The 19,378-nt window shown below is 41.6% G+C and carries 15 protein-coding genes and 1 tRNA gene; 11 read left to right on the forward strand and 5 right to left on the reverse strand.

From position 1 onward, the window contains the following. Positions 1 to 190 precede the first annotated feature (190 nt). Positions 191 to 2,317 carry a phosphodiester glycosidase family protein gene (locus E7413_07660; protein MBE7019733.1) on the reverse strand — a complete coding sequence of 709 codons (2,127 nt, stop codon included), beginning with the start codon at positions 2,315 to 2,317 and terminating at the stop codon, positions 191 to 193. 191 nt (positions 2,318 to 2,508) lie between these two features. On the opposite strand from E7413_07660, the gene E7413_07665 reads away from it, so the two are divergent. The 4 genes from E7413_07665 to rsmI are packed head-to-tail and all read left to right on the forward strand — an operon-like array spanning position 2,509 to position 7,071. Then, positions 2,509 to 3,639, forward strand: coding sequence for an S-layer homology domain-containing protein (locus E7413_07665; GenBank protein ID MBE7019734.1), 1,131 nt, complete (start codon positions 2,509 to 2,511; stop codon positions 3,637 to 3,639). A 17-nt stretch (positions 3,640 to 3,656) separates the two neighbouring features. Continuing rightward, entirely contained in the window at positions 3,657 to 5,474 is a 1,818-nt protein-coding gene (locus E7413_07670) for a bifunctional metallophosphatase/5'-nucleotidase (GenBank protein ID MBE7019735.1), read from the forward strand. 46 nt (positions 5,475 to 5,520) lie between these two features. Continuing rightward, entirely contained in the window at positions 5,521 to 6,243 is a 723-nt protein-coding gene (locus E7413_07675) for a hypothetical protein (protein MBE7019736.1), read from the forward strand. Continuing rightward, positions 6,244 to 7,071: a 16S rRNA (cytidine(1402)-2'-O)-methyltransferase gene (rsmI, locus tag E7413_07680; protein ID MBE7019737.1), complete on the forward strand. Its 828-nt coding sequence runs from the start codon at positions 6,244 to 6,246 to the stop codon at positions 7,069 to 7,071. 204 nt (positions 7,072 to 7,275) lie between these two features. Here the strand turns inward: rsmI and E7413_07685 are convergent, their stop codons facing one another. Beyond that, complete coding sequence (locus E7413_07685) at positions 7,276 to 7,452, reverse strand: 30S ribosomal protein S21 (GenBank protein MBE7019738.1); 177 nt, start codon at positions 7,450 to 7,452, stop codon at positions 7,276 to 7,278. A gap of 345 nt (positions 7,453 to 7,797) precedes the next feature. Between E7413_07685 and E7413_07690 the strand changes: the two genes are divergently transcribed. From E7413_07690 to E7413_07700, 3 genes are all read left to right on the forward strand, one after another. Then, positions 7,798 to 8,850 (forward strand): hypothetical protein, encoded by a 1,053-nt coding sequence (locus tag E7413_07690; protein ID MBE7019739.1) that lies wholly within the window; start codon positions 7,798 to 7,800, stop codon positions 8,848 to 8,850. A gap of 83 nt (positions 8,851 to 8,933) precedes the next feature. After that, on the forward strand, positions 8,934 to 9,821 hold the full coding sequence (locus tag E7413_07695; protein MBE7019740.1) for a TIGR01212 family radical SAM protein: 888 nt from the start codon (positions 8,934 to 8,936) through the stop codon (positions 9,819 to 9,821). Positions 9,822 to 10,253: 432 nt separating this feature from the next. After that, positions 10,254 to 13,079 (forward strand): S-layer homology domain-containing protein, encoded by a 2,826-nt coding sequence (locus E7413_07700; GenBank protein MBE7019741.1) that lies wholly within the window; start codon positions 10,254 to 10,256, stop codon positions 13,077 to 13,079. 610 nt (positions 13,080 to 13,689) lie between these two features. Here E7413_07700 and E7413_07705 read toward each other — a convergent pair. Then, positions 13,690 to 14,547, reverse strand: coding sequence for a hypothetical protein (locus tag E7413_07705; protein ID MBE7019742.1), 858 nt, complete (start codon positions 14,545 to 14,547; stop codon positions 13,690 to 13,692). A gap of 245 nt (positions 14,548 to 14,792) precedes the next feature. On the opposite strand from E7413_07705, the gene E7413_07710 reads away from it, so the two are divergent. Then, positions 14,793 to 15,251 carry a tryptophan-rich sensory protein gene (locus E7413_07710; GenBank protein MBE7019743.1) on the forward strand — a complete coding sequence of 153 codons (459 nt, stop codon included), beginning with the start codon at positions 14,793 to 14,795 and terminating at the stop codon, positions 15,249 to 15,251. Here the strand turns inward: E7413_07710 and E7413_07715 are convergent. Then, entirely contained in the window at positions 15,243 to 15,980 is a 738-nt protein-coding gene (locus E7413_07715; protein ID MBE7019744.1) for a hypothetical protein, read from the reverse strand. The two genes, E7413_07710 and E7413_07715, sit on opposite strands and share 9 nt — an antisense overlap. Positions 15,981 to 16,008: 28 nt before the next feature. Here E7413_07715 and E7413_07720 point away from each other — a divergent pair, with 28 nt between their 5' ends. Genes E7413_07720 through E7413_07730 form a run of 3 tightly spaced genes read left to right on the forward strand, consistent with a single transcriptional unit; the run spans position 16,009 to position 18,717 of the window. Continuing rightward, positions 16,009 to 16,533 (forward strand): hypothetical protein, encoded by a 525-nt coding sequence (locus E7413_07720; GenBank protein ID MBE7019745.1) that lies wholly within the window; start codon positions 16,009 to 16,011, stop codon positions 16,531 to 16,533. A 3-nt stretch (positions 16,534 to 16,536) separates the two neighbouring features. Next, the gene (locus E7413_07725; protein ID MBE7019746.1) at positions 16,537 to 17,721 is read left to right on the forward strand and encodes a hypothetical protein; all 1,185 of its coding nucleotides are present in this window, start codon (positions 16,537 to 16,539) and stop codon (positions 17,719 to 17,721) included. 9 nt (positions 17,722 to 17,730) lie between these two features. Then, positions 17,731 to 18,717, forward strand: coding sequence for a PhoH family protein (locus E7413_07730; GenBank protein MBE7019747.1), 987 nt, complete (start codon positions 17,731 to 17,733; stop codon positions 18,715 to 18,717). A gap of 515 nt (positions 18,718 to 19,232) precedes the next feature. On the opposite strand, the gene E7413_07735 is transcribed toward E7413_07730, so the two are convergent. After that, positions 19,233 to 19,309, reverse strand: a tRNA-Pro gene (locus tag E7413_07735). Positions 19,310 to 19,378: the final 69 nt, after the last annotated feature.

Here is a 19,378-nt window from a genome sequence, read left to right on the forward strand (position 1 = left end):
CCGCACGTGAGCGGCTGCCTGTAATTGTAATGCGGTGTCAAGCCTTCAATGCCCCTTTGAGGGGTTAAGCCTGTAATAGCCCCTTCTAGGGGCTGGTCAAACCACTAGTTTACTAGTGGTTATGATTATCGTTTTTTACGTGGAAAGGGGCGGCCCCATCCAATAGACCGCCCCTCGGGAGGAGTGAGGATTAATCCTCAATATTTTCCGATGCAATCGGAGAAATGTCTTCATTTAATTTTCTGGGATAAAACAGCTGATTGGAAACAATTTCATAAGTCATTTGATTGGAGTTATAATGAATGGTTAAAAATTGGGAAGGAGTTTCCAAAAAGCTTTTCGTTGTGAGATTATCGTAGGCAACGGATAACACTCGCACACCGTCTTTTAGGGATTTTAATTCGGTTTTATCGTCACGGTGAATGACTAAAATGTTTTTGCCCTGTTGGGTGGCTTCGCTTAACAGATGGAAGAATAAGTCTTCTTCTTGCTGTCTGGAAAAGGAAATAGGATCTTCTAAACAAATGATGATATTCTTCTTCTGTGTTTGTAATGCGGCAACAAAACGGTTCCATTCACTCATTCTGGAGTTGATAATCTGACCTTCTAAGTTATCCACGGTAATGATTTCAATGTCAGGATGCTCAATTTGCTTGGACTGGAAGGGATATAGAGTATTTGTATATTTTTCCATTACTTTTTCTGAGAGAAGCTTATCCCAGATGGTTTTATATTGTTTTCTGCCACCGTAAACGGAAAGCGATTTGGGAAGACCCAGATTATCAGCCATTGTGTCCACGGTGGGAAAGGTTTCCACTAAGGAAATGTTTTTGCTGTTTTGGTATTCTTCTGCGGAAATGATTCTCTGGTAACCGTCTGCATTTAACACGGTGTAGGTACCTTCTTTGTTTTTCTTAGCATAAAGAGCAGGAGACACCACTTGAATTTTCATTTCTGCGGTTACGCCCTCGTAGTTTAAGAGAACGGTTTGGCGAGAAACATTGTCTGCATAGTAAAATCCGTCCTCAATCCGACCGTTTTGATCTTTTAAAGATAAAATGACTTCGGAAGGATCCACCTGCATGGGATCTCCGTTTTCGTTATATACAGTGTAGCTTAATTTTTTCGGAATATTTTTAAAGGTAATGGTATCTTCTGTGTGAATACCGTATGCCTTGGGATTCTCACTTTGAGGTACGATTCCAACTCCGTTGGCAATAGCACGTTCGTAGCCGCCTGATAGGGGATGGATATATTCCAGTTCGCCTGTTTCATTATTTTTTACAGCGCATTGGGTGGAACCGCCACCGTCTAATGCCACAGCATAGTAAGCTCCCTGTGCTTTACATAGCTCTGCCATTTTTTGCAAGGTAAGGCCATTTTGGTTTACTGCGGTAATCATCCACAAGGTTTTTCCGTCTTCGGAAATGCCGATAGCAGGGAAAGACGTGGAATATTTCGGATAAGACATTTTCTTCACCACTTCGCCTTGTTCCACCAGAAGAGAACCGCCGCCCACGGTGAAATCAGGTAAGAATGCAAGTTGAGGAGTGGTTACAATTTCCAAGGTAACTTCATCTCCCACCTGCACCTGATCAAACAGGGTGGTAAGGTCGGATAAACCTGCCAAAACAAAACCATTTTCGGGAATGGTAACGGGAGGCATATCGCGGCGAATTTCGGTTAAAATGTTATCTTCAATGACTAATTCCACTAAAGTTCCGTGTGAGCCTAAGGATTCTTTTCCCCAGTGGCTGTCAAAGATGGCTACTCCTTCCAAAGAGGAATATTTGTTATAGGTTTTGACAAATTCAAACACTTCGTTGCGGAAGCCGATTTTAATCTGATTGGAGAAAATATCAAAGGAATACTGATGATCATCCTTGTAAGAAAAGGAATACACCTGTTCTTCCAAGGCGTTGGAAAGAAGTTTACCGTCTTTTTGGTTGTAGCCCACGGCAGAGCCTTCATTGGCTCCGTCGGAACGGTTAAAATAGTCTGCATTCACAATGACTGCCGCACCGTTTTCTTCCCCGATTGCACGGGTAGGTTTTAAGGTGCTTCCCCCCTCGGAAGGATACAAAAGATCCAGTTCTATATTGGGGTTTGTCAGGTCGCATTTCACTACCTGATAATCAAAAAAACCTCCGTTTTCAATAGTGGATATTTTTGTCACCCACACACCTGTGAGGGGACTGTATGTAGATTTTTTGACGATGTTTTCATTGGTTTCATCAGCAAAGGCTGTTGCTGTTACAACAAAAATTGCCAGCAATATCAGCGTAAATGTTTTTTGAATGATTTTAAAATTTCTCAATGGTTTTATGCTCCTTTCTAAAATCAGCTTCACTGTTTGGACGAAATCGGAAGGTGAAAAGTTCGTTTTTTTATCGTAGTTGTTTGAGATGATTGTAATCGAGGGATAGTTTTTTGTCAATACCAATTAAAAAAAATGTGTCCCAATCACAGAATTTTCATCATTATTTTTTAGAATATTTCCGAAAAACCTTGACGAAACCGCAAAAATACAGTAAAATGGAAGATGTGAAAGAATGGATATTTTGTGTCTGTATTCGGAAAGGAGTTGGCAAAGCTTTGAAACGTTTGGTCGCAGTTTTTTTAGCTCTTGTTATGCTTTTTATGCAAAACGTCTCCGGTTTTTCCCGTGAAGTTTCTACTTACGATGTACTTCTGAATATGGATCCCATTCTGATTGAACGTTTCTTGGAAAGCGGACTTTCAGAAGAAATGATTCGTTCTTTTATGGGTGTGCTGGATGAGGAAGCAGACAAGCTCCAAAAACCGGAGGACAGAGAAACTTTGGAAAATTATTTTCTCTCTTTGCTTCTTTTGTATATTTTTCAGCAGGAAAAATATTTACCCGTGATGGTTGCTTTTGACCAATATTTTCAGGATGAAGTGAATTATATCGCAGAAACCGGACGTGTACCGGAGAGTATGGAAATCTTTTTCCTGTCGGTAATGGGGAATAATATTGCTTATGTTCCACCGGCAGACGAAGATCCTGAAATTGACCCCGAAACCGGACTGGAACCGGAAGAAACTCCCACGCCAACGCCACCGCCGCCGTTACCTTTTAACGATATGGCGGGATTTGAGTGGTCTGTTCCTGCAGTGCAGTACCTAAAAGATAACAGTTATGTCAGCGGTTATGCTGATGGTAGCTTCCGACCGGAAAATCCTATGACCCGTGCAGAGCTTTGTTCGTTGGTAACCGATGTTTTCTTGGATACCGGATATCATTATGCATCCAGCAGCTTTCCTGATGTAAACCCGTCAGATTGGTTTTATCGGGATTTGTTGACGGCAGAGTATTTTTCGTTATTCCAATGGATTTATGAAGGGGAATTTTGTCCCGATGAGTTTGTTACCCGTCAGGAAATGTGTGCTGTGATTTACCGTGCATACCGCCGAAAAGAATCAGAACTGGCGCGGTTGCAACCTCGTTACGATTTTTTGGATTTCGCTCAGATTTCCAACTATGCCTACGACCCCATTGTTCGATTGCAGCAGGCAGGTTGCGTAAACGGATATGAAAACGGTAAATTTTTACCGTTGAAGCTTGCCACCCGTGCAGAGGCGGCAAAAGTGATTGCTGCGGTGTTATGGTTACCGTAGATCTATGAGTGGAAAGGATGTATCATTCTATGAAGAAAGTCATATTGTTGTTATTATTGATGTGTGTGGCTACGGTTGGGGTATTCGCTCAGCCTGTGGCGATTCCGAATCCTACGGCTACTCCGCAACCCGGTGCGGTTCCCGGCAGTACTGAAGTTGCACCCATCATGGAAGGGGATACTGCGACTGTGGGAGAAACCGCAGAAGAGGTGTCTTCCACCGGTGAGACAACGGCGGAGGCAACTCCCACTCCGGAACCTACTCCTATGCCGGCAAACGGTTCCACTGTGAATATTTTGTTCACGTCGGATATTCACGGTAATTTTCTGCAGAATGCTGAAACCGGAAGCTTAGGATATTCCGGAATTGCTGCCATCCATCGCTCTATTCCAAACAGTATTTTGGCAGATGGCGGTGATTATTTAACTTCCACCATGTTTATTACCGAAGAAAGCATCAACGAAATTTTATCGTTGATGAATGCAACCGGTTATCACGTAGCCGGAATCGGGGAAGCAGATTTGGAAAACGGTGTTGAAATGTTAACGAATGTGCAGGCAGGCGCTAATTTCCAGATGTTGTCCACCAACGTGACATTGGGCACCAGCCATCAGCCTGTGTTATCGGACCATCAGATTTATGAAGTCAACGGAATTAAAGTTGGTTTCTTTAGTATTTTAAGTCCGGATTTAAAATTGTCTCCCAGTTTGCAGAATGTAACGGACGTGTATCTGGAAGATGCAGGTAAAACTGCGCAGAAAGCCGTTAACACGTTAAAACAGGAAGGCGCAGATGTGATTGTGGCATTAAGCCATGTTGGGAACGAAGGCAATACCAATGTGGATCAGATTGCCGCATTCGTAAACGGAATTGACTTTATTTTAGACGGTCATGACCATCAGGAAGAAAGTGGCAGATGGATTGGGGAAACTCTGATTTTAAATCCCGGAGCCAACGGACAGCAACTCATTCAGCTGGAGCTTTCGTTCAATAATCGGAGAGAAATCACCAACATTGCAACTACGCAGTGGACCTATGAGGCGATTTCACAATTGCCGGTAGATCCCGCAATTGCAGCATTGGAACAGTCCATTGCGCAAAATCAGGCTGCATTTTTAAGTGACGGCGTTGCCATGGCAGATAAGGAAATCCCTTATTCTTACTCTGTGAATTATCAGTCAGAACCTATCGGAAACTTTATTGCCGATGCGTATCGTCAGAAGTCTCAGGCAACTATTGCGATTATCAATGCAGGAAGCATTGAAGCAGGATTGCCCCAGGGACAGGTTTCCAAATCTGACATTTTAGCGGTGTTACCGAATCAGTACACAATTCAAATGAAAAAAATAACCCCAAAGGAACTGAAAATGGCCTTGGAAGGTTGTTTCTATAATATCAAACTGAACGAAGACGGCAGCGTGGATCCTGCATCGGCTACACCGGACTTTCCGCAGATTTCCGGTTTTCAGGTTCAAGTGAACTATCAGAATGAACCCGGTAAGCGTGTGATGGGGGTTCGTTTGGATAACGGTGTTGAATTGAATTTGACCGATGATTTTACTCATATTTCATTAGCTTCTTCTGATGGAGCCTTTCATGAAATCTTTGATGCATTTCAAGAGATTGAGGTGGAAGAAGAATTCGGTTCTGAAGGACAGGCTTTGCTTGAGTATCTTTCTCAGCCGGAAGATGCCGATGATTATACTCAGCAAAGAGTGTTGTCTACCAATCAGAAGGAAAGCTACACCGGAATTATCGTAAGTATATTATTGATTTTGGTATTTGTGGTTATGATTCTGGTATTTGTGGTCAAATTGCTGACCAAAGGCGCATAAGCACAGAACCAAGCTGTGTTTTTGAATACAGAAAGGGGAGAGTCTGTTGGAACAAAGCAAGGAAATCACTTCAAAAATCAATGAAGATTTCACCATATTCCAACGGGAAGATTCTTTCAAATTCGGAACAGATGCAGTATTGTTATCCCGGTTTGCCAAAATGGGAACGAAAGACGTTTTGTTTGATATTTGTTCCGGAACCGGCGCCGTTGGTTTCTTTTGCCATCTGAACCATTCTCCCAAAGAAATTCATTTTGTGGAGATTGATCCTATGATGGCAGAATTATCCCGAAAAACAGCGTCATATAACGGGATTCTGGAAAAATGTCGTTTTTATTGTACCGATATCGCAGACCTTGCGGTTTCCGATCATGTGTTGGCAGATGTCATCACGGTAAATCCGCCTTATTTCCTTGAAAAAAGTGGAAAGGTGAGCCAAAATGAGAAATTGAAAACTGCCCGTCATACAGAGCAGTTTTCTCACAGTGTTTTATTTCAAAAAGCATTCCGTCTTCTTCGGGACGGCGGTAAAATTTTTGTAATTCAAAGGGCGCAGAATCTTGCTGAGATTCTGGCAAAATTAAGGGAGAACCGATTGGAGCCGAAACGGTTGCGATTGGTTTATCCAAATCCTAAAAAAGATGCCAACCTGTTTTTGGTGGAAGCGGTAAAAAACGGAGGTGTCTGGATGGATTGTCTGCCGCCTTTGATGCTATATGATGAAGAAGGCGAAATGACCGAAGAATTTCGCCGGATGCAGGAGTTTTAAATGATGGGAACCTTATATCTTGTTGCTACCCCCATCGGTAATATGGGGGATTTATCCCCACGTGCCAAGGAAGTTTTGGAATCGGCAGATTTGGTTGCCGCAGAAGATACCCGCGTGACGGGTGCTTTGCTGAAAAAACTTGGTATTGAAAAAAAACTGGTGAGTTACTATGAACATAATGCTGCTATGCGAAGTTCTTTGTTAATCCGACATCTGGAGGAAGGAGAAACCATTGCATTGGTTTCTGATGCAGGAACTCCTGCTATTTCAGACCCCGGGGAAGACATTGTGGAAGAATGTATCCGTCGAGATATCCCTGTGTATCCCATTCCCGGTCCCTGTGCATTTGTTTGCGCGTTAACTGTGTCGGGATTTTCTACCAAACAATTTAGTTTTATCGGCTTTTTACCTGCAAAACCAAATGACCGCAAAAAAGAGCTGGAAAAGGTAAGACATCGGGAAGAAACTTTGATTTTCTATGAAGCACCTCACCGATTACTCAAAACACTTGCTGATATGAGTGAGGTGTTCGGAGAAGAGCGCAGAGTGTCTGTTTCCCGTGAAATCACTAAAAAATTTGAAGAGCATATCCGCGGCAGTTTATCTGAAGTGCTTACCCATTTTGAAAATAATCCCGTAAAAGGGGAGTTCGTAATTGTAGTTGAGGGCGGCAGCAAAGAAGAAAGCAGCCTTAATCAACTGTCTTTGGAAGAACATCTGGATTTTTACTTGGCTCAGGGACTTATGCAAAAAGAGGCAATTAAACAAATTGCTCAGGACAGAAATCTGCCCAAACGGGAAGTATACGCTTATTTTCATAAAGATTAAAAATGCCCCCGGGAGAATAAAATCCCGGGGGTATCGTTTTTTCAAAAACAAAAAAGCAGCTCCTAAAGGAACTGCTTTTGGTAATTCACTATCCTGAAAATTTATGATATTATCAGCGCACTGACCATCTGCGAGGAATGGTACATAATGAGGAACTGTGGTTCCTAAAAGGTTAGTGGAATTAGGAAGGAAGAAATAAAATTCTTATTTGAATTTTCTTTTTCTTGCTTCTTCGGATTTTTTCTTTCTTTTAACGCTGGGTTTCACATAATGTTCTCTTTTTCTGATTTCAGAAAGAACACCTGCTTTTGCACACTGTCTTTTAAATCTTTTTAACGCGTTATCTAAAGACTCGTTATCTTTTAATCTGATTTCTGCCATCGGTTTGTCCCTCCTCCCGTAAACGCAATCAGTTACGCCGGATAGATTCTGTATCATAAATTCACAAGTGTTATTATAATATATAATTTTATTGATGTCAACATTTTTTTTTGAATTTTTCGAAATTTTTGTTTTTTTTGTACATTTTGTATTTTTATTTTTTTGTTATTTGAAATTTCTTGTGATAGATTCTCATATTTTTTGAGGAAACACACATTTTGCTTGACAAACCCCACCCGGGATTGGTACAATCATATCAACCCTTGTAAGTGTCACCGGTGCAAAGGGGGCTGCATAGAATAATGCTGAAGATATGAATGATTCATCCCATCAGGAGGAAATTCTATGCAATACTTATATCATTATTTCCCCGGGGGTAACACTCCCGAAGGATTTTTTAGTTTTTATCAAGAGATATTGGATACCCCGAGTTCCCGGAAAACCAAGAAGCCAAAGAAACTGGCTGTGATTAAGGGTGGTCCCGGAACAGGGAAATCCACTTTTTTGAAATCACTCGGCAAAACGTTGGGTGAGCGTGGTGAACAGGTTACCTATCTGCATTGTTCTTCCGATCCCGATTCGTTAGACGGTATTTTCTTGCCCGGGCACAATTCAGCCGTCATCGACGGAACTGCGCCTCATATGACCGATGCGAAATTACCCGGCGTTTACGATACGGTACTGAACTTTTGCGATTTCATCGGAGAGATCAGCGAGAAAGAAGAGGCACTTTCGGAGAGCAAAAAAGCGTCGTCATTGTTTTTGGAAGGATATTGTTACTTAAAAAGCGCCAAAGCTCTTTTGTCTCTGATGCACACTCGCAGTGAAGAACAGCTTTTGGAAGATGAAATCCGTATGTTTGCTTTGGATATTGCCAAACGGGTTTCAACATTTTCTGCCGACGGATTTTACAAAAAAGCATTTCTCTCTGCTGTTACCGCCAAAGGCTTTTGTAATTTTTTTAAAGAAAACTTAGAAAATTACTACACACTATCAGTAGAAGCGGAAGTGGGAGACGCATCTTACCGTCTGATGCAGGAGGTGGCAGCTGCATGTCGTTTGAGAAATGTAGATATGATTGTTTGTCCCTGCCCTATGAACCCCCATCAGATAGAACATCTGCTCTTTCCCTCAGCCAATCTGGCATTGGTGACTTCCAACGTATACCATTCCTATTCCGGAGCAGACGAAATTGTGTCTTTTGGCGATTTTTTGAAACATCGGATATCGGGCAGAACACCCCAATTGATGTATGATGGTATCTTGCACCTCGCCATAAAAGCTTTTTCGGATGCCTTAGAACATCATAACCGTCTGGAAACTCTCTATCAGAGTGTTACCGATTATTCCAAAATAGACAATTTCCGGCAGAAAACTCTTGACTTTTTGCTTCGCTAACGTCCCGCGCTGTCATTTCCGCAGGGAGGGGTTCCGTTTCCTCCCGATTTTCTATGAATACTGAATCATAAAAGGAGAACCCGATGCTGAAATATTCCCAGTTTTTACGAAATATTTACGGAGAAAAAGTGTATAAAATTCCTGTCAACACCGGCGGTACCTGTCCCAATCGGGACGGTACCAAAGGGGTAGGGGGATGTATTTTTTGTTCCGAGGTGGGAGCAGGTTTTGAGCTTCCTGATGCCAAGGTAGACATTTCAGAACAAATCAAAACCAATATGGCATACATCCGCAAAAAATATCACGCCAACCGTTTTCTGATTTATTTTCAGAATTTTACTGCCACTTATTTGCCGTTGGAAACATTCCGGAAGTATCTTTTTGAGGCAATTTTAGCAGAAGACATTGTGGGTGTGGTGATTTCCACCCGTCCCGACTGTTTGGACGGCGGACATTTGGATTTGCTGGATGAGGTGAGGGCAAAAGGGCTGGACGTATTTATTGAATTGGGTCTTCAGTCTGCCAATGATGTTACTTTGGAAAAAATAAATCGGGGCCATACGGTTTCTGATTATATCCGCGGTGCAAAACTGGTGAAAGAACATGGCTTTTATTTGGATACCCATCTGATTCTGAACCTTCCTTGGGATCGTGAGGAAGACATTCTCACTGCGGCAAAGCTGATGAATGAGGTGAAAACCGATTCGGTGAAACTTCATTCTCTTCATATTCCTTACGGTACCAAATTGTATGACTTATATCAGACAGGGGAAATCGAAATTATTTCCAAGGAAGAATATTTTCACCGTTTATATCTCTTTTTGACGGAGCTTTCTGCTGAGGTTGCGGTGCAAAGACTGTTTTCCCGTGCGCCAAAAGACGATACTGCTTTCTGTAATTGGCAGACAAGCTGGTGGAAACTGGAGGAAGAATATCTCAGATATGCCGAATTTATGGATCATGAGAAATAAAAATTCCTATTACATTATATATTATATATAAGGGCACATCAAATTCCCGGGATAAAATAAAAAAAATTCCAAAAACATCTTGACATTTCTTAAAAAAAAGAGTATAATCAGTTGGTTGATATTTCGCCTTGGTGTGTTTTATGGAACAAAATGACGGATTTCACGTCAAAAAAAGCGAAAGCGGAAATAACAATTTCCCCTTAATTTAACCGAAAGATTGCAGGTTTGTTACCAAAATATTACCGCAAAGTATAAATTTTACAACTTTGTTACATATATTTTGATATTATTGACAAACGGAATCTTATCTGCTAAAATGACACCATAGGATACCCCTCAGAAGGGATAGTTCTATCAGCCTGGTTTCCCGATGAGGAAACTTACCAAAATCGTAAAAAAAAAATTATATATCAATTTTAGGAGGACATCCAAATGAAACTGTCTAAAGTTTTATCCTTAGTGTTAGCAGTTATGATGTTACTCGGCATGCAGACTTTTGCATTCACCGACGTTGCAGCTACTGCTAACTACGCAGAAGCTGTTCAGGTTCTGTCCGCTCTCGACATCATCAATGGTTACGAAGACGGCACTTTCAAACCTGATGGCAAAATCACTAGAGCAGAATATGCTGCAATCGTTTGCAGAATTCTGGACATGGGCGATGCAGGCGCTAACAAAGTTGGCGGCTACTTCACCGACGTTCCCGCAGACCTGTGGTCTTCCGGTTACATCGCAACCGCTTCTCAGTTAGGTATCGTTAACGGTATGGGCGACGGTACCTTCGCTCCCGAAGCTGAAGTTACTTACGAACAGGCAATTGCTATGTTAGTTCGTGCACTGGGTTATGAAAAGAAAGCTCAGTCCATCGGTGGCTATCCTACCGGTTACATGGTAATCGCTAATCAGGAATCCATCACCGTTGGTACTTCCAACACTGCAGGCGGCGCTTCCAGAGCTACTGTTGCAAGATTAACTTACAACGCTTTAACCGTTCCCATGATGGACCAGACTTCTTGGGGTTCTGACGAAAAATTCGAACCTATCCCCACTCAGTCCTTACTGTGGACCAAATTAGATGCAGTTAAAGCTGACGTTACCATCAATACCGTTCCCTTAAGCAAAGAAGCTACTGACGTTACCTTAACTGGTGGCACCGTAGATAAAGTTGCTGCAGCTAACGCTTACGCTGTTCCCGCTACCGCTAAAATTAACGGCGTTGATTTAGTTGGCATGCAGGGCTTAAAAGCTACTGTTATCTTAGACAAATCTGATGATGCTGAAACCAAACTGGTTACCGTTGTTTCCAAAGCTGGTAAAAACGTTGAAGTTACCATCAAACCCGAAATGTTAGCAAACAAAAACAACTCTGGTTATGTAGAATACTACAAAACCAACGATGACGACAGAGTTTCTAAATTAAAATTAGAAGATACTGATTCCGTAACTGCTGGTTTACAGTTAAACACCTACGTTAACTTAGAATCCGGTACTTACGCAGCTAACGTTGCAGTTGGCGGTAACACTGGTGACGTTGCTTACAGATACGTTGATACCGATAACAACGGTTCTTATGACACCGTATTCGTTGACAACGAAAGAGTATTTGTTGTAGGTAATGTTAACACTACTTCTAACAAAATCTTCAGAGATACCGCTTCTACTTCTCTGACCACCTTTACCGGTGCTTCTTTAACCTTAGATCCTGAAAACGATAACTTAGCATGGTCTATCAAAGATACCGAAGGTAATGCAATGGGTATCGCTGATATCAAAGCTGGCGATGTTGTAGCTGTTAAAACCTCTAACGTAGGTTCTGACACTTACTATGATATCACCGTTTCTAACGAAACTGCTACCGGTACTATCACCGAAACTTTCCAGGAAACTGCTAAAGTTGGTGGCACTACCTTAAACAAATTCAAAATCGGCGATGCTGATTACATGATGTTAGACAACTCCGCTATGACTCCCGGTGATTCCATCGTTGCTAAAGTTTATGGCGACAAAGTTGTTTCTTACACCGTAGAAGAAGGCGTTAAAAACTACGCTATCATCGTTGATGCTAACAGAGCTGAAGACTTCGGCGTAACTTATCAGTTACAGATCTTCACCCAGAAAGGTGAATTAGTAACCTTAGACTTTGCTGAAAAAGTTAACGGTACTACTCCTTCCTACGCTTCTACCGCTGCTTTAAAAGCTGCATTCATTAAAGGCGACTTAATCGCTTATGAAACCAACAAAGCTGGCGAAATCAAAGCTATCGATACTCAGACTGCTGATACCGACTTCGTATTAGATACTACCGATAGATTTGCAGCTACTTCTTCTGAATTCAAACCTGCTTCTGAAAAATTAGGTTCTTACTACATCACTGCTAACACTGTAGTATTCACCACTTCCGAAGCTAGAACTGCTATCACCAAAGATGACGTTGCTATCGCTACTGCTGATATCTTAGAAGCAGACACCCCGTACAACTACTCTGTAATCGCTAACAGCGATAAAGAAGCTATGGTAGTTGTTCTGTTTGAAGCAGAAGGCAACATCAAAATGGATTCTTATCCGATCGCTATTACCAAAACCGCTACTGTTACCGTTGAAGGTGAATCCAGAACCAAACTGTTTGGTTTAGTAAACGGTGAAGCAGCTGAAATCATCGTTGCTGAAGATGCTGAAGCTTCCGTTACCGGTTTAACCGTTGGTGATATCGCTATGTTCACTACCAACGCTGCTGGCGAAATGGTTAAAGCTTACACCTTAGCAGACAAAAACGGCGACAACTTCATTGTTAAAGCTAACTACGCTGATGATGATGAAGACGGCGACGTAGCTGGTAACCTGGTTACCTTAAGCACCACCAATCGTACCGCTGCTGGTTGTATGACCGTTGGCGCAACTCACACCTTAAAAGGTTTTGGTGCTGCTGGTAAAGCATACAAAGTTCAGGGTAACTTACTGAGATTAGTAAAAGCTGCTGACTACGCTGCTACCTTCTCCGGTACTGACAGAGATTATACCAACATCACTGATGAAGATATGATCCAGGATTACTCTGTAAACGCTAGCGCTGTTGCTTACCTGTACGATACCGCTACCAATAAATACACCGTTACCACTCTGTTAGACGCTGAAACTGATTACACCACTGCTGACTACCAGCATGGCGATCAGATCGACAACGATGACTTAGTATACGTTTACAACTACGACGGCGAAACCAAACTGGTTCTGATCGTTGACGTTGCTAGCGACAACTAATCAATAGTTAGTCAATCTAACAAAACCTAATAAAAGGGTTGTTCCTTCGGGAACAACCCTTTTTGTTTTGCTTGAAAAATGATTCAGAATCCGTGAATCTCACCACTCGCGTCATGCCTCCCCTGTGTAAGGGGAGGTGAGTTTTGCGAAGCAAAACTCGGAGGGGTTGTAGGTACAGCTTCGGGAAGAGAAAACCCTTGGTTTTCTTTCGATTTCCGCATTCCGCTCTCATTTTTCTTCACAAAATAAATATGTAAAATCATGTAGGGGACGGCGTCCTCGACGTCCCATTTTGTCAAACGAATTATGAATCATGAAAAATGAATAATTATGGTGACAGGCAAAGCCTGCATAAAACGCCTTCCCCTTGAGGGGGGAGCGAGGAAAGCGCTGCCGGTGGCAGATACAGCGAACCGAGTGAGTGGCAGCGGTCGAAAAAATCAAAGAACAGCGAAATCCTGCAGATTTTTTCGGGTACCGCAACAGGACAGGGGGACCGCTTGCGGTGGATGAGGTGGTTTCTGCTTTAAATAGTATTACTGATTGGGAAAAGGATTTTAAACATCTCATCAATCACTTTATGACAGCTTCCCCCAAGGAGAAGCATTTTTTACACCTTTTTCACCGTTTCTATTATAGTATCTAATATCACTTTGCAATCCTTATACACCTTTGTAAATAAATTATGGGGTAAAGGATTCTTGCCCAGGCCTGCCTCTATTGTGAAGGCAGGTTTTTTGTATGTTTTGATAAACCAATCTTTCATACCGCCATGAGATGCAGTACCCGTTGGATTCGCAATTTTATAATGAGAATTTTGTTGGAAGGCATCCAAATAACGATGAGTGCCGAGTGGTAAAAAATCATCATATTCATAGTATATTTCTTCCCCTTGTGAGTGGAATGCAACCGCCACATCAAAGGGGATTTCGTTACATAATTCTTGAATTGCTTTGGTTTCAGATTCTGAAAACGGTTCTTCTCCGCCGTATTTTGTGGGATTCGGTCCTTTGATTCCCTCATTTTCAACCATCTTCTTTGCCAAATAAAATCCTGCATCATAGTTGTGGTTTAAATCCACACCCCGATAATTTGCCTGCCAGTTACTTTTTTCCAAAAACGGTTCCGGCGGTTTGATTCGTCCTGCCACAATTTCTGCACCGTCAGGATTTAAAAGAGGAACGGCATACAGGGTTACGCCGTCATACCAATCTTCTTTGGAACGAAACAAATATTCCATCATAAATTCCGATAACATTGTTTCCAAACTGTGATGTCCACAAACTGCCAGCACATTTTTAGGACCGTCACCTGCTTTCACACAAAAAATATTTTGTCCCAAATAGGATGTGCCTATGGAAAAAAAGGACATCTCTTTTTGGAACACATCCAGACGAATTAAGTCATAAATCAACTCATGATATGCATACATATGTATCAATTCTCCTAAACTAATAATAATGCACATAAGTTTTGTACAAATTGAGTTTCCTGCGGCACAATTTTGGCATCTTTAGGCTTATCGTCGTTGCAAGGCACAAAGCCTTGCTTCCTCCTCTGCACCAAAATCTGCTAAAAATTTTTCGTGCAGTAATTCCCAATTTGCACCAAACCTATGTGCGAAAGACAGTCAGACCTATCCTTGTTATCAATCAAATATATACAAAAAAACATTAAGAAAGGCGGAAGAAATCTTCCGAAACAGGTGATGTTATGGCAGAAACAAAAAAAACAGGCTGGTTGATTGCAGCCATTACGGTGGCAACTGCAATTTTGGGCGGACTTTTTTCCATGAATTCCTCTGAATTTTATGACACATTAGTTCGTCCCCCGTTGGCACCGCCATCCATCGTTTTTCCCATTGTGTGGGGTGTTTTATATGTACTCATGACGATTGCCATGATTCTGTATCTGAAACAGAATCCCGATGACGGAACAGCTTTTTGGCTTTATGTGGTAAACCTTGTGTTAAATGCGATGTGGCCGTTATTTTTCTTTGCCCTGCAACAAATTGATGTGGCATTGTTCATCCTGCTTGCCATGATCTTTGTGAATTTGCTTTTAATGGGTAGATTAAAAAACGTGAAATGGGCATTTTATTTGTATCTGCCCTATCTGGCATGGCAGTTGTTTGCACTTTATCTGAACTTTTCTATTACACTTTTAAATTAAAAAAAGAAAGCGGAATCCCTTAAAATAACATACTGAAATTGTGCCGTAAACCAATCGTCCCAAAAGCAGACGAGGAAAGTTTACGGCATGATTTTTGTCAAAATATAATGATTGAAACATCACCGATAAGCCTGAAAATCCGCAGAAAAAAACAGTTAGTTCCATAGGATACCTTTGCGCTGCCAAAAAAATTCCCGTGGTGATTTCCAAAAAAGAGGCACCAATCGGCTCAAAACTTTTGGGAAGCGGCAGATTTTTCATCAAATCAATCAGGGAAGAAAAAAAACAAACAAAAAAGAGTAGGGATACCATGGTTTGTGCACTTTCGCTGATGGATTCTACCAGCGCATCGGATATCGTTAGATTTTTCACTTCGTGTTTTCTAATGAAATGAGTTTGTTTTTCGGGAAGCTTTTTGCTAAAGAACCATAACAAAGATAGGGAAGCAAGTAAGAAACTCAAATAGGCAAAAACGCCTGTGAGGGTACTTCTGAAAATACTTCCAAGGTAAGAAACCGCAAATCCGAACCCGGGAATATTGGCAAATAAGAACAGCAGAGAATACTCTTGTTTAGTGATGCTACCATTATCATATGCCAAAGCAGATAATCTTGCTCCTGTGGGGTATCCGCAAAACAGAGAAGGGATGAGCATTTCTCTTGCGTTTTCCGATAAATTCCCTATGTTGATTTTTTTTGAAATCCCATGTAATGCCCCCGTCTTTATCAAAATTCCAGATGCCACCAGATAAGGAAAAATGCTGGGAATCAGTACCCGTCCCCCCAAATCCAGCCCATTGAGGATTCCGTTTTTTACTGCATCGGGACAACACATAAACCAAAAAAGCAGTCCCCATCCTGTCCATTTAGACATATTTTTCACCTGTTTTCATATAATGTTAGCACATTATATGGAAAATATTGGAAAAGTATACGCGAAAGAAGGATTCCGCATGAAGCGAGACAAGAAAAAAGGCCGAAAAAATGTGCCAACCGGTTCCCCAATAGAGCAAAGCATCGGGATTCAACCCAAAAAAACGTTGGCAGACCGTTTGGGAATTTCTCCTGAAGTTTTATTGGGAGAACCGAAAATCACCGTCACGGGAGATTATTTGATAGAGATTATCAATCATAAGGGAATTATCAGTTTATCCGACGAGCAAATTGAGGTGAATACCCGAAAATATGTGTATAAAATTTTGGGCAGCAACCTGATCATTACTGCTCTTACCGATGAAGAACTGACCGTTTCAGGAAATTTAGTGAGCATTGAAAAACAGTAGGAGGTGATTTTGGTGGTACGTGCCTATCGGTTTGTAAAGGGGTACCGTTGTTATTTTGCCAAGGGAATTCATCTGGAAAAATTTTTGAATCTGTGCCTTGCACATAAGCTGTACCTTTGGAATATCAGCCGTCCCGATGATCAAACGATGTTGTTTTCCGTCAGTAATCGGGGAGCCGTTTTGTTAAAAGAATTTGCTGAAAAAACGGGAACAGCTCTTACGCTGCAGCAGGGAATGGGCCTGCCTGTTTTTATGAAATCGCTTCAGAAAAGGACAGTTTTCTGTTTTGCAGCGGTCCTCTTTTTTGTGGGGATTTTTCTTTCTTCTTCCTTTATCTGGACGGTAACCTTTGATGCTGCTCCCGGAATTGATACTGCCAAAATACGTGCCTTTTTGGCTGAAAATGATTTAGGGGTAGGAAAAATCAGAAAAACAGTGGATACCACTTATCTTTCCAATCAGATAATCAATCGCTTTCCTCAGGTTTTGTGGGCAAATTTGGAATTGTCAGGTACCAATCTTTTGGTCACGTTGATTCCCAGAACTGATTCGCCACCGTTGATTCCAAAAGATGTGCCTACCAATATTGTGGCAAAAAAAGACGGTCATATTAAAGAAATTATTGCAGAAAACGGAGAAGCTATGGTGAAGGTGGGAGATACGGTGTTAAAAGATCAGATTTTAATTTCGGGTCTTATCCCCAGTCCCACCGTGGGGAACAGATATTTACATTCAATGGGGAAAATTCGTGCTGTTACTTGGGAAAAAGAAGTTTACGAAAAAAAACTGTACTGTTACGAGAAAATTCCCACAGGAGCAGAAAAAAGCAAACGTGAGCTTGCCCTGTCTTTCCTAAAAATTCCACTGGATTTTGGGCAAAGTATTGACTTTTATAATTATGATAGTATAATAAAAGAAAGACATTTTTTATTTGTCACTTATCGGGAAACCCTTTTTTCGGAATACAACTTGCAAAAAGTGGAAAGAACTGAGGAAGAAGCAATCAAAGAAGCGACCGAGGAGTTCTTAAAGAAACTTTCCGAAAAGGGGATTGAAGATATTATTTCATTAAAAACAGAGTCGTTAAGGCTTACGGATGACAGTATTTCTGTGACGGTGTTTGCAGAATGCGAGGAAGAATTGGGGATAGAAAAAACCATCCAGAAGTCTGTCGACCAAGAAACATAAGAGGTATGTATGGAGAAAGAAATTTTGCTTAATTCGGTAGATGAAGCGATTCGTCTGTTCGGCAATTTCGATGAAAATATTTTGCTCATAGAAAAAGAGTTGGGTGTGAAAATTTTTCACAGAAACGGCATTGTGAAAGTGAGCGGGGAAGAGGTTGCGGTAACTATGGCAACCGAAGTGTTGGAAGGACTCATTCAGCGTCTCAAATTTGAAGAATCCTTAGATGAACAAACGGTGCGTTATCTTATCAGTATGGCAAGAGAGGGGAACGTGAAATCGGTTGCAGAAATCGGCGGAAACTGCGTTTGCGTCACTGCCAAGGGGAAACCAATCAAACCAAAAACGCTGGGGCAGAAAGCTTATATCGAAAATATCGAAAAAAATATCATCAATTTAGGCATTGGTCCTGCAGGAACGGGAAAAACATATCTGGCAGTTGCCTGTGCGGTAACTGCATTTAAAAATAAAGAAGTTTCTCGTATTATTTTAACCCGTCCTGCCATTGAAGCGGGGGAAAAACTTGGTTTTTTACCCGGAGATTTGCAGTCTAAAATTGATCCCTATCTGCGGCCCTTATACGATGCATTGTTCGATTGTTTAGGTTCTGATACTTTTACAAAATACTCCGAAAAGGGATTGATTGAGGTAGCACCGCTCGCCTATATGCGAGGTCGAACTTTAGACGATTGTTTCGTAATTTTAGATGAAGCACAGAACACCACTCCCGAACAGATGAAAATGTTTTTAACCCGTATCGGATTCAATACAAAAGCGGTTATCACAGGGGATATCACCCAAACTGACCTGCCTTTCGGGAAAAAATCGGGATTGAAGGAAGCGGTTTCCATCTTAAAAAATATTGAGGGAATTTCCATCACTATGCTTTCTCATAAAGACGTTGTTCGCCATCCGCTGGTGCAGAAAATTATTTTAGCCTATGAAAAACACGAACAGCAAAAATTAAGAAAATCCCGTTATCAGGGTAACGAAAAATAAAAAGAAACAGACTGTTTGATGAAAACGAAACAGTCTGTTTTTTTGTATTGCAATTCTTAAAGTTCAAGTCCTGTATGAAAAAAAGAGCCATCCATTATATGGATGACTCTTTTTCTTTGGTCGAGGTGACAGGACACGGTTGTGCATTGCACACCCTATCAGCTTGGCGACCCAAGCCGTTGGCTTCGGTACCCGCCTGCGCTCCAACTTCGCTAAAAACCGTTCCCCGAACGGTTTTCTAAACGCTCGTTGCCTTCTTAAGGTTCAAGTCCTGTATGAAAAAAAGAGCCACCCGCTTAGTGGATGACTCTTTTTCTGGTCGAGGTGACAGGACACGGTTGTGCGTTGCACACCCTATCAGCTTGACGACCCAAGCCTTCGGCTTCGGTACCCGTCTGCGCACCAACTTCGCTAAAAACTTGCCGCAGGCAACTTTTTAACGCTCGTTGCCTTCTTAAGGTTCAAGTCCTGTATGAAAAAAAGAGCCACCCACATTGTGGATGACTCTTTTTCTTTGGTCGAGGTGACAGGACTTGAACCTGCGGCATCTTGGTCCCAAACCAAGCACTCTACCAAACTGAGCTACACCTCGAAAACCAAGGGCTATTATACACTATTTTTTCATTCTTGTCAAGTGGATTTTTTTGGATTTTTTTGTTAT

Source organism: Oscillospiraceae bacterium, from assembly GCA_015068645.1.
In the GTDB taxonomy this organism is placed as follows: Bacteria; Bacillota; Clostridia; order UMGS1840; family UMGS1840; genus SIG452.

Coding starts and splice junctions, on each gene's coding strand:
- E7413_07720 (MBE7019745.1), top strand. CDS start 16,009: ATGCTGGGAATCAGTACCCGTCCCCCCAAATCCAGCCCATTGAGGATT.
- rsmI (MBE7019737.1), top strand. CDS start 6,244: ATGATGGGAACCTTATATCTTGTTGCTACCCCCATCGGTAATATGGGG.
- E7413_07690 (MBE7019739.1), top strand. CDS start 7,798: ATGCAATACTTATATCATTATTTCCCCGGGGGTAACACTCCCGAAGGA.
- E7413_07730 (MBE7019747.1), top strand. CDS start 17,731: ATGGAGAAAGAAATTTTGCTTAATTCGGTAGATGAAGCGATTCGTCTG.
- E7413_07710 (MBE7019743.1), top strand. CDS start 14,793: ATGGCAGAAACAAAAAAAACAGGCTGGTTGATTGCAGCCATTACGGTG.
- E7413_07705 (MBE7019742.1), bottom strand. CDS start 14,547: ATGTGCATTATTATTAGTTTAGGAGAATTGATACATATGTATGCATAT.
- E7413_07670 (MBE7019735.1), top strand. CDS start 3,657: ATGTATCATTCTATGAAGAAAGTCATATTGTTGTTATTATTGATGTGT.
- E7413_07695 (MBE7019740.1), top strand. CDS start 8,934: ATGCTGAAATATTCCCAGTTTTTACGAAATATTTACGGAGAAAAAGTG.
- E7413_07685 (MBE7019738.1), bottom strand. CDS start 7,452: ATGGCAGAAATCAGATTAAAAGATAACGAGTCTTTAGATAACGCGTTA.
- E7413_07700 (MBE7019741.1), top strand. CDS start 10,254: ATGAAACTGTCTAAAGTTTTATCCTTAGTGTTAGCAGTTATGATGTTA.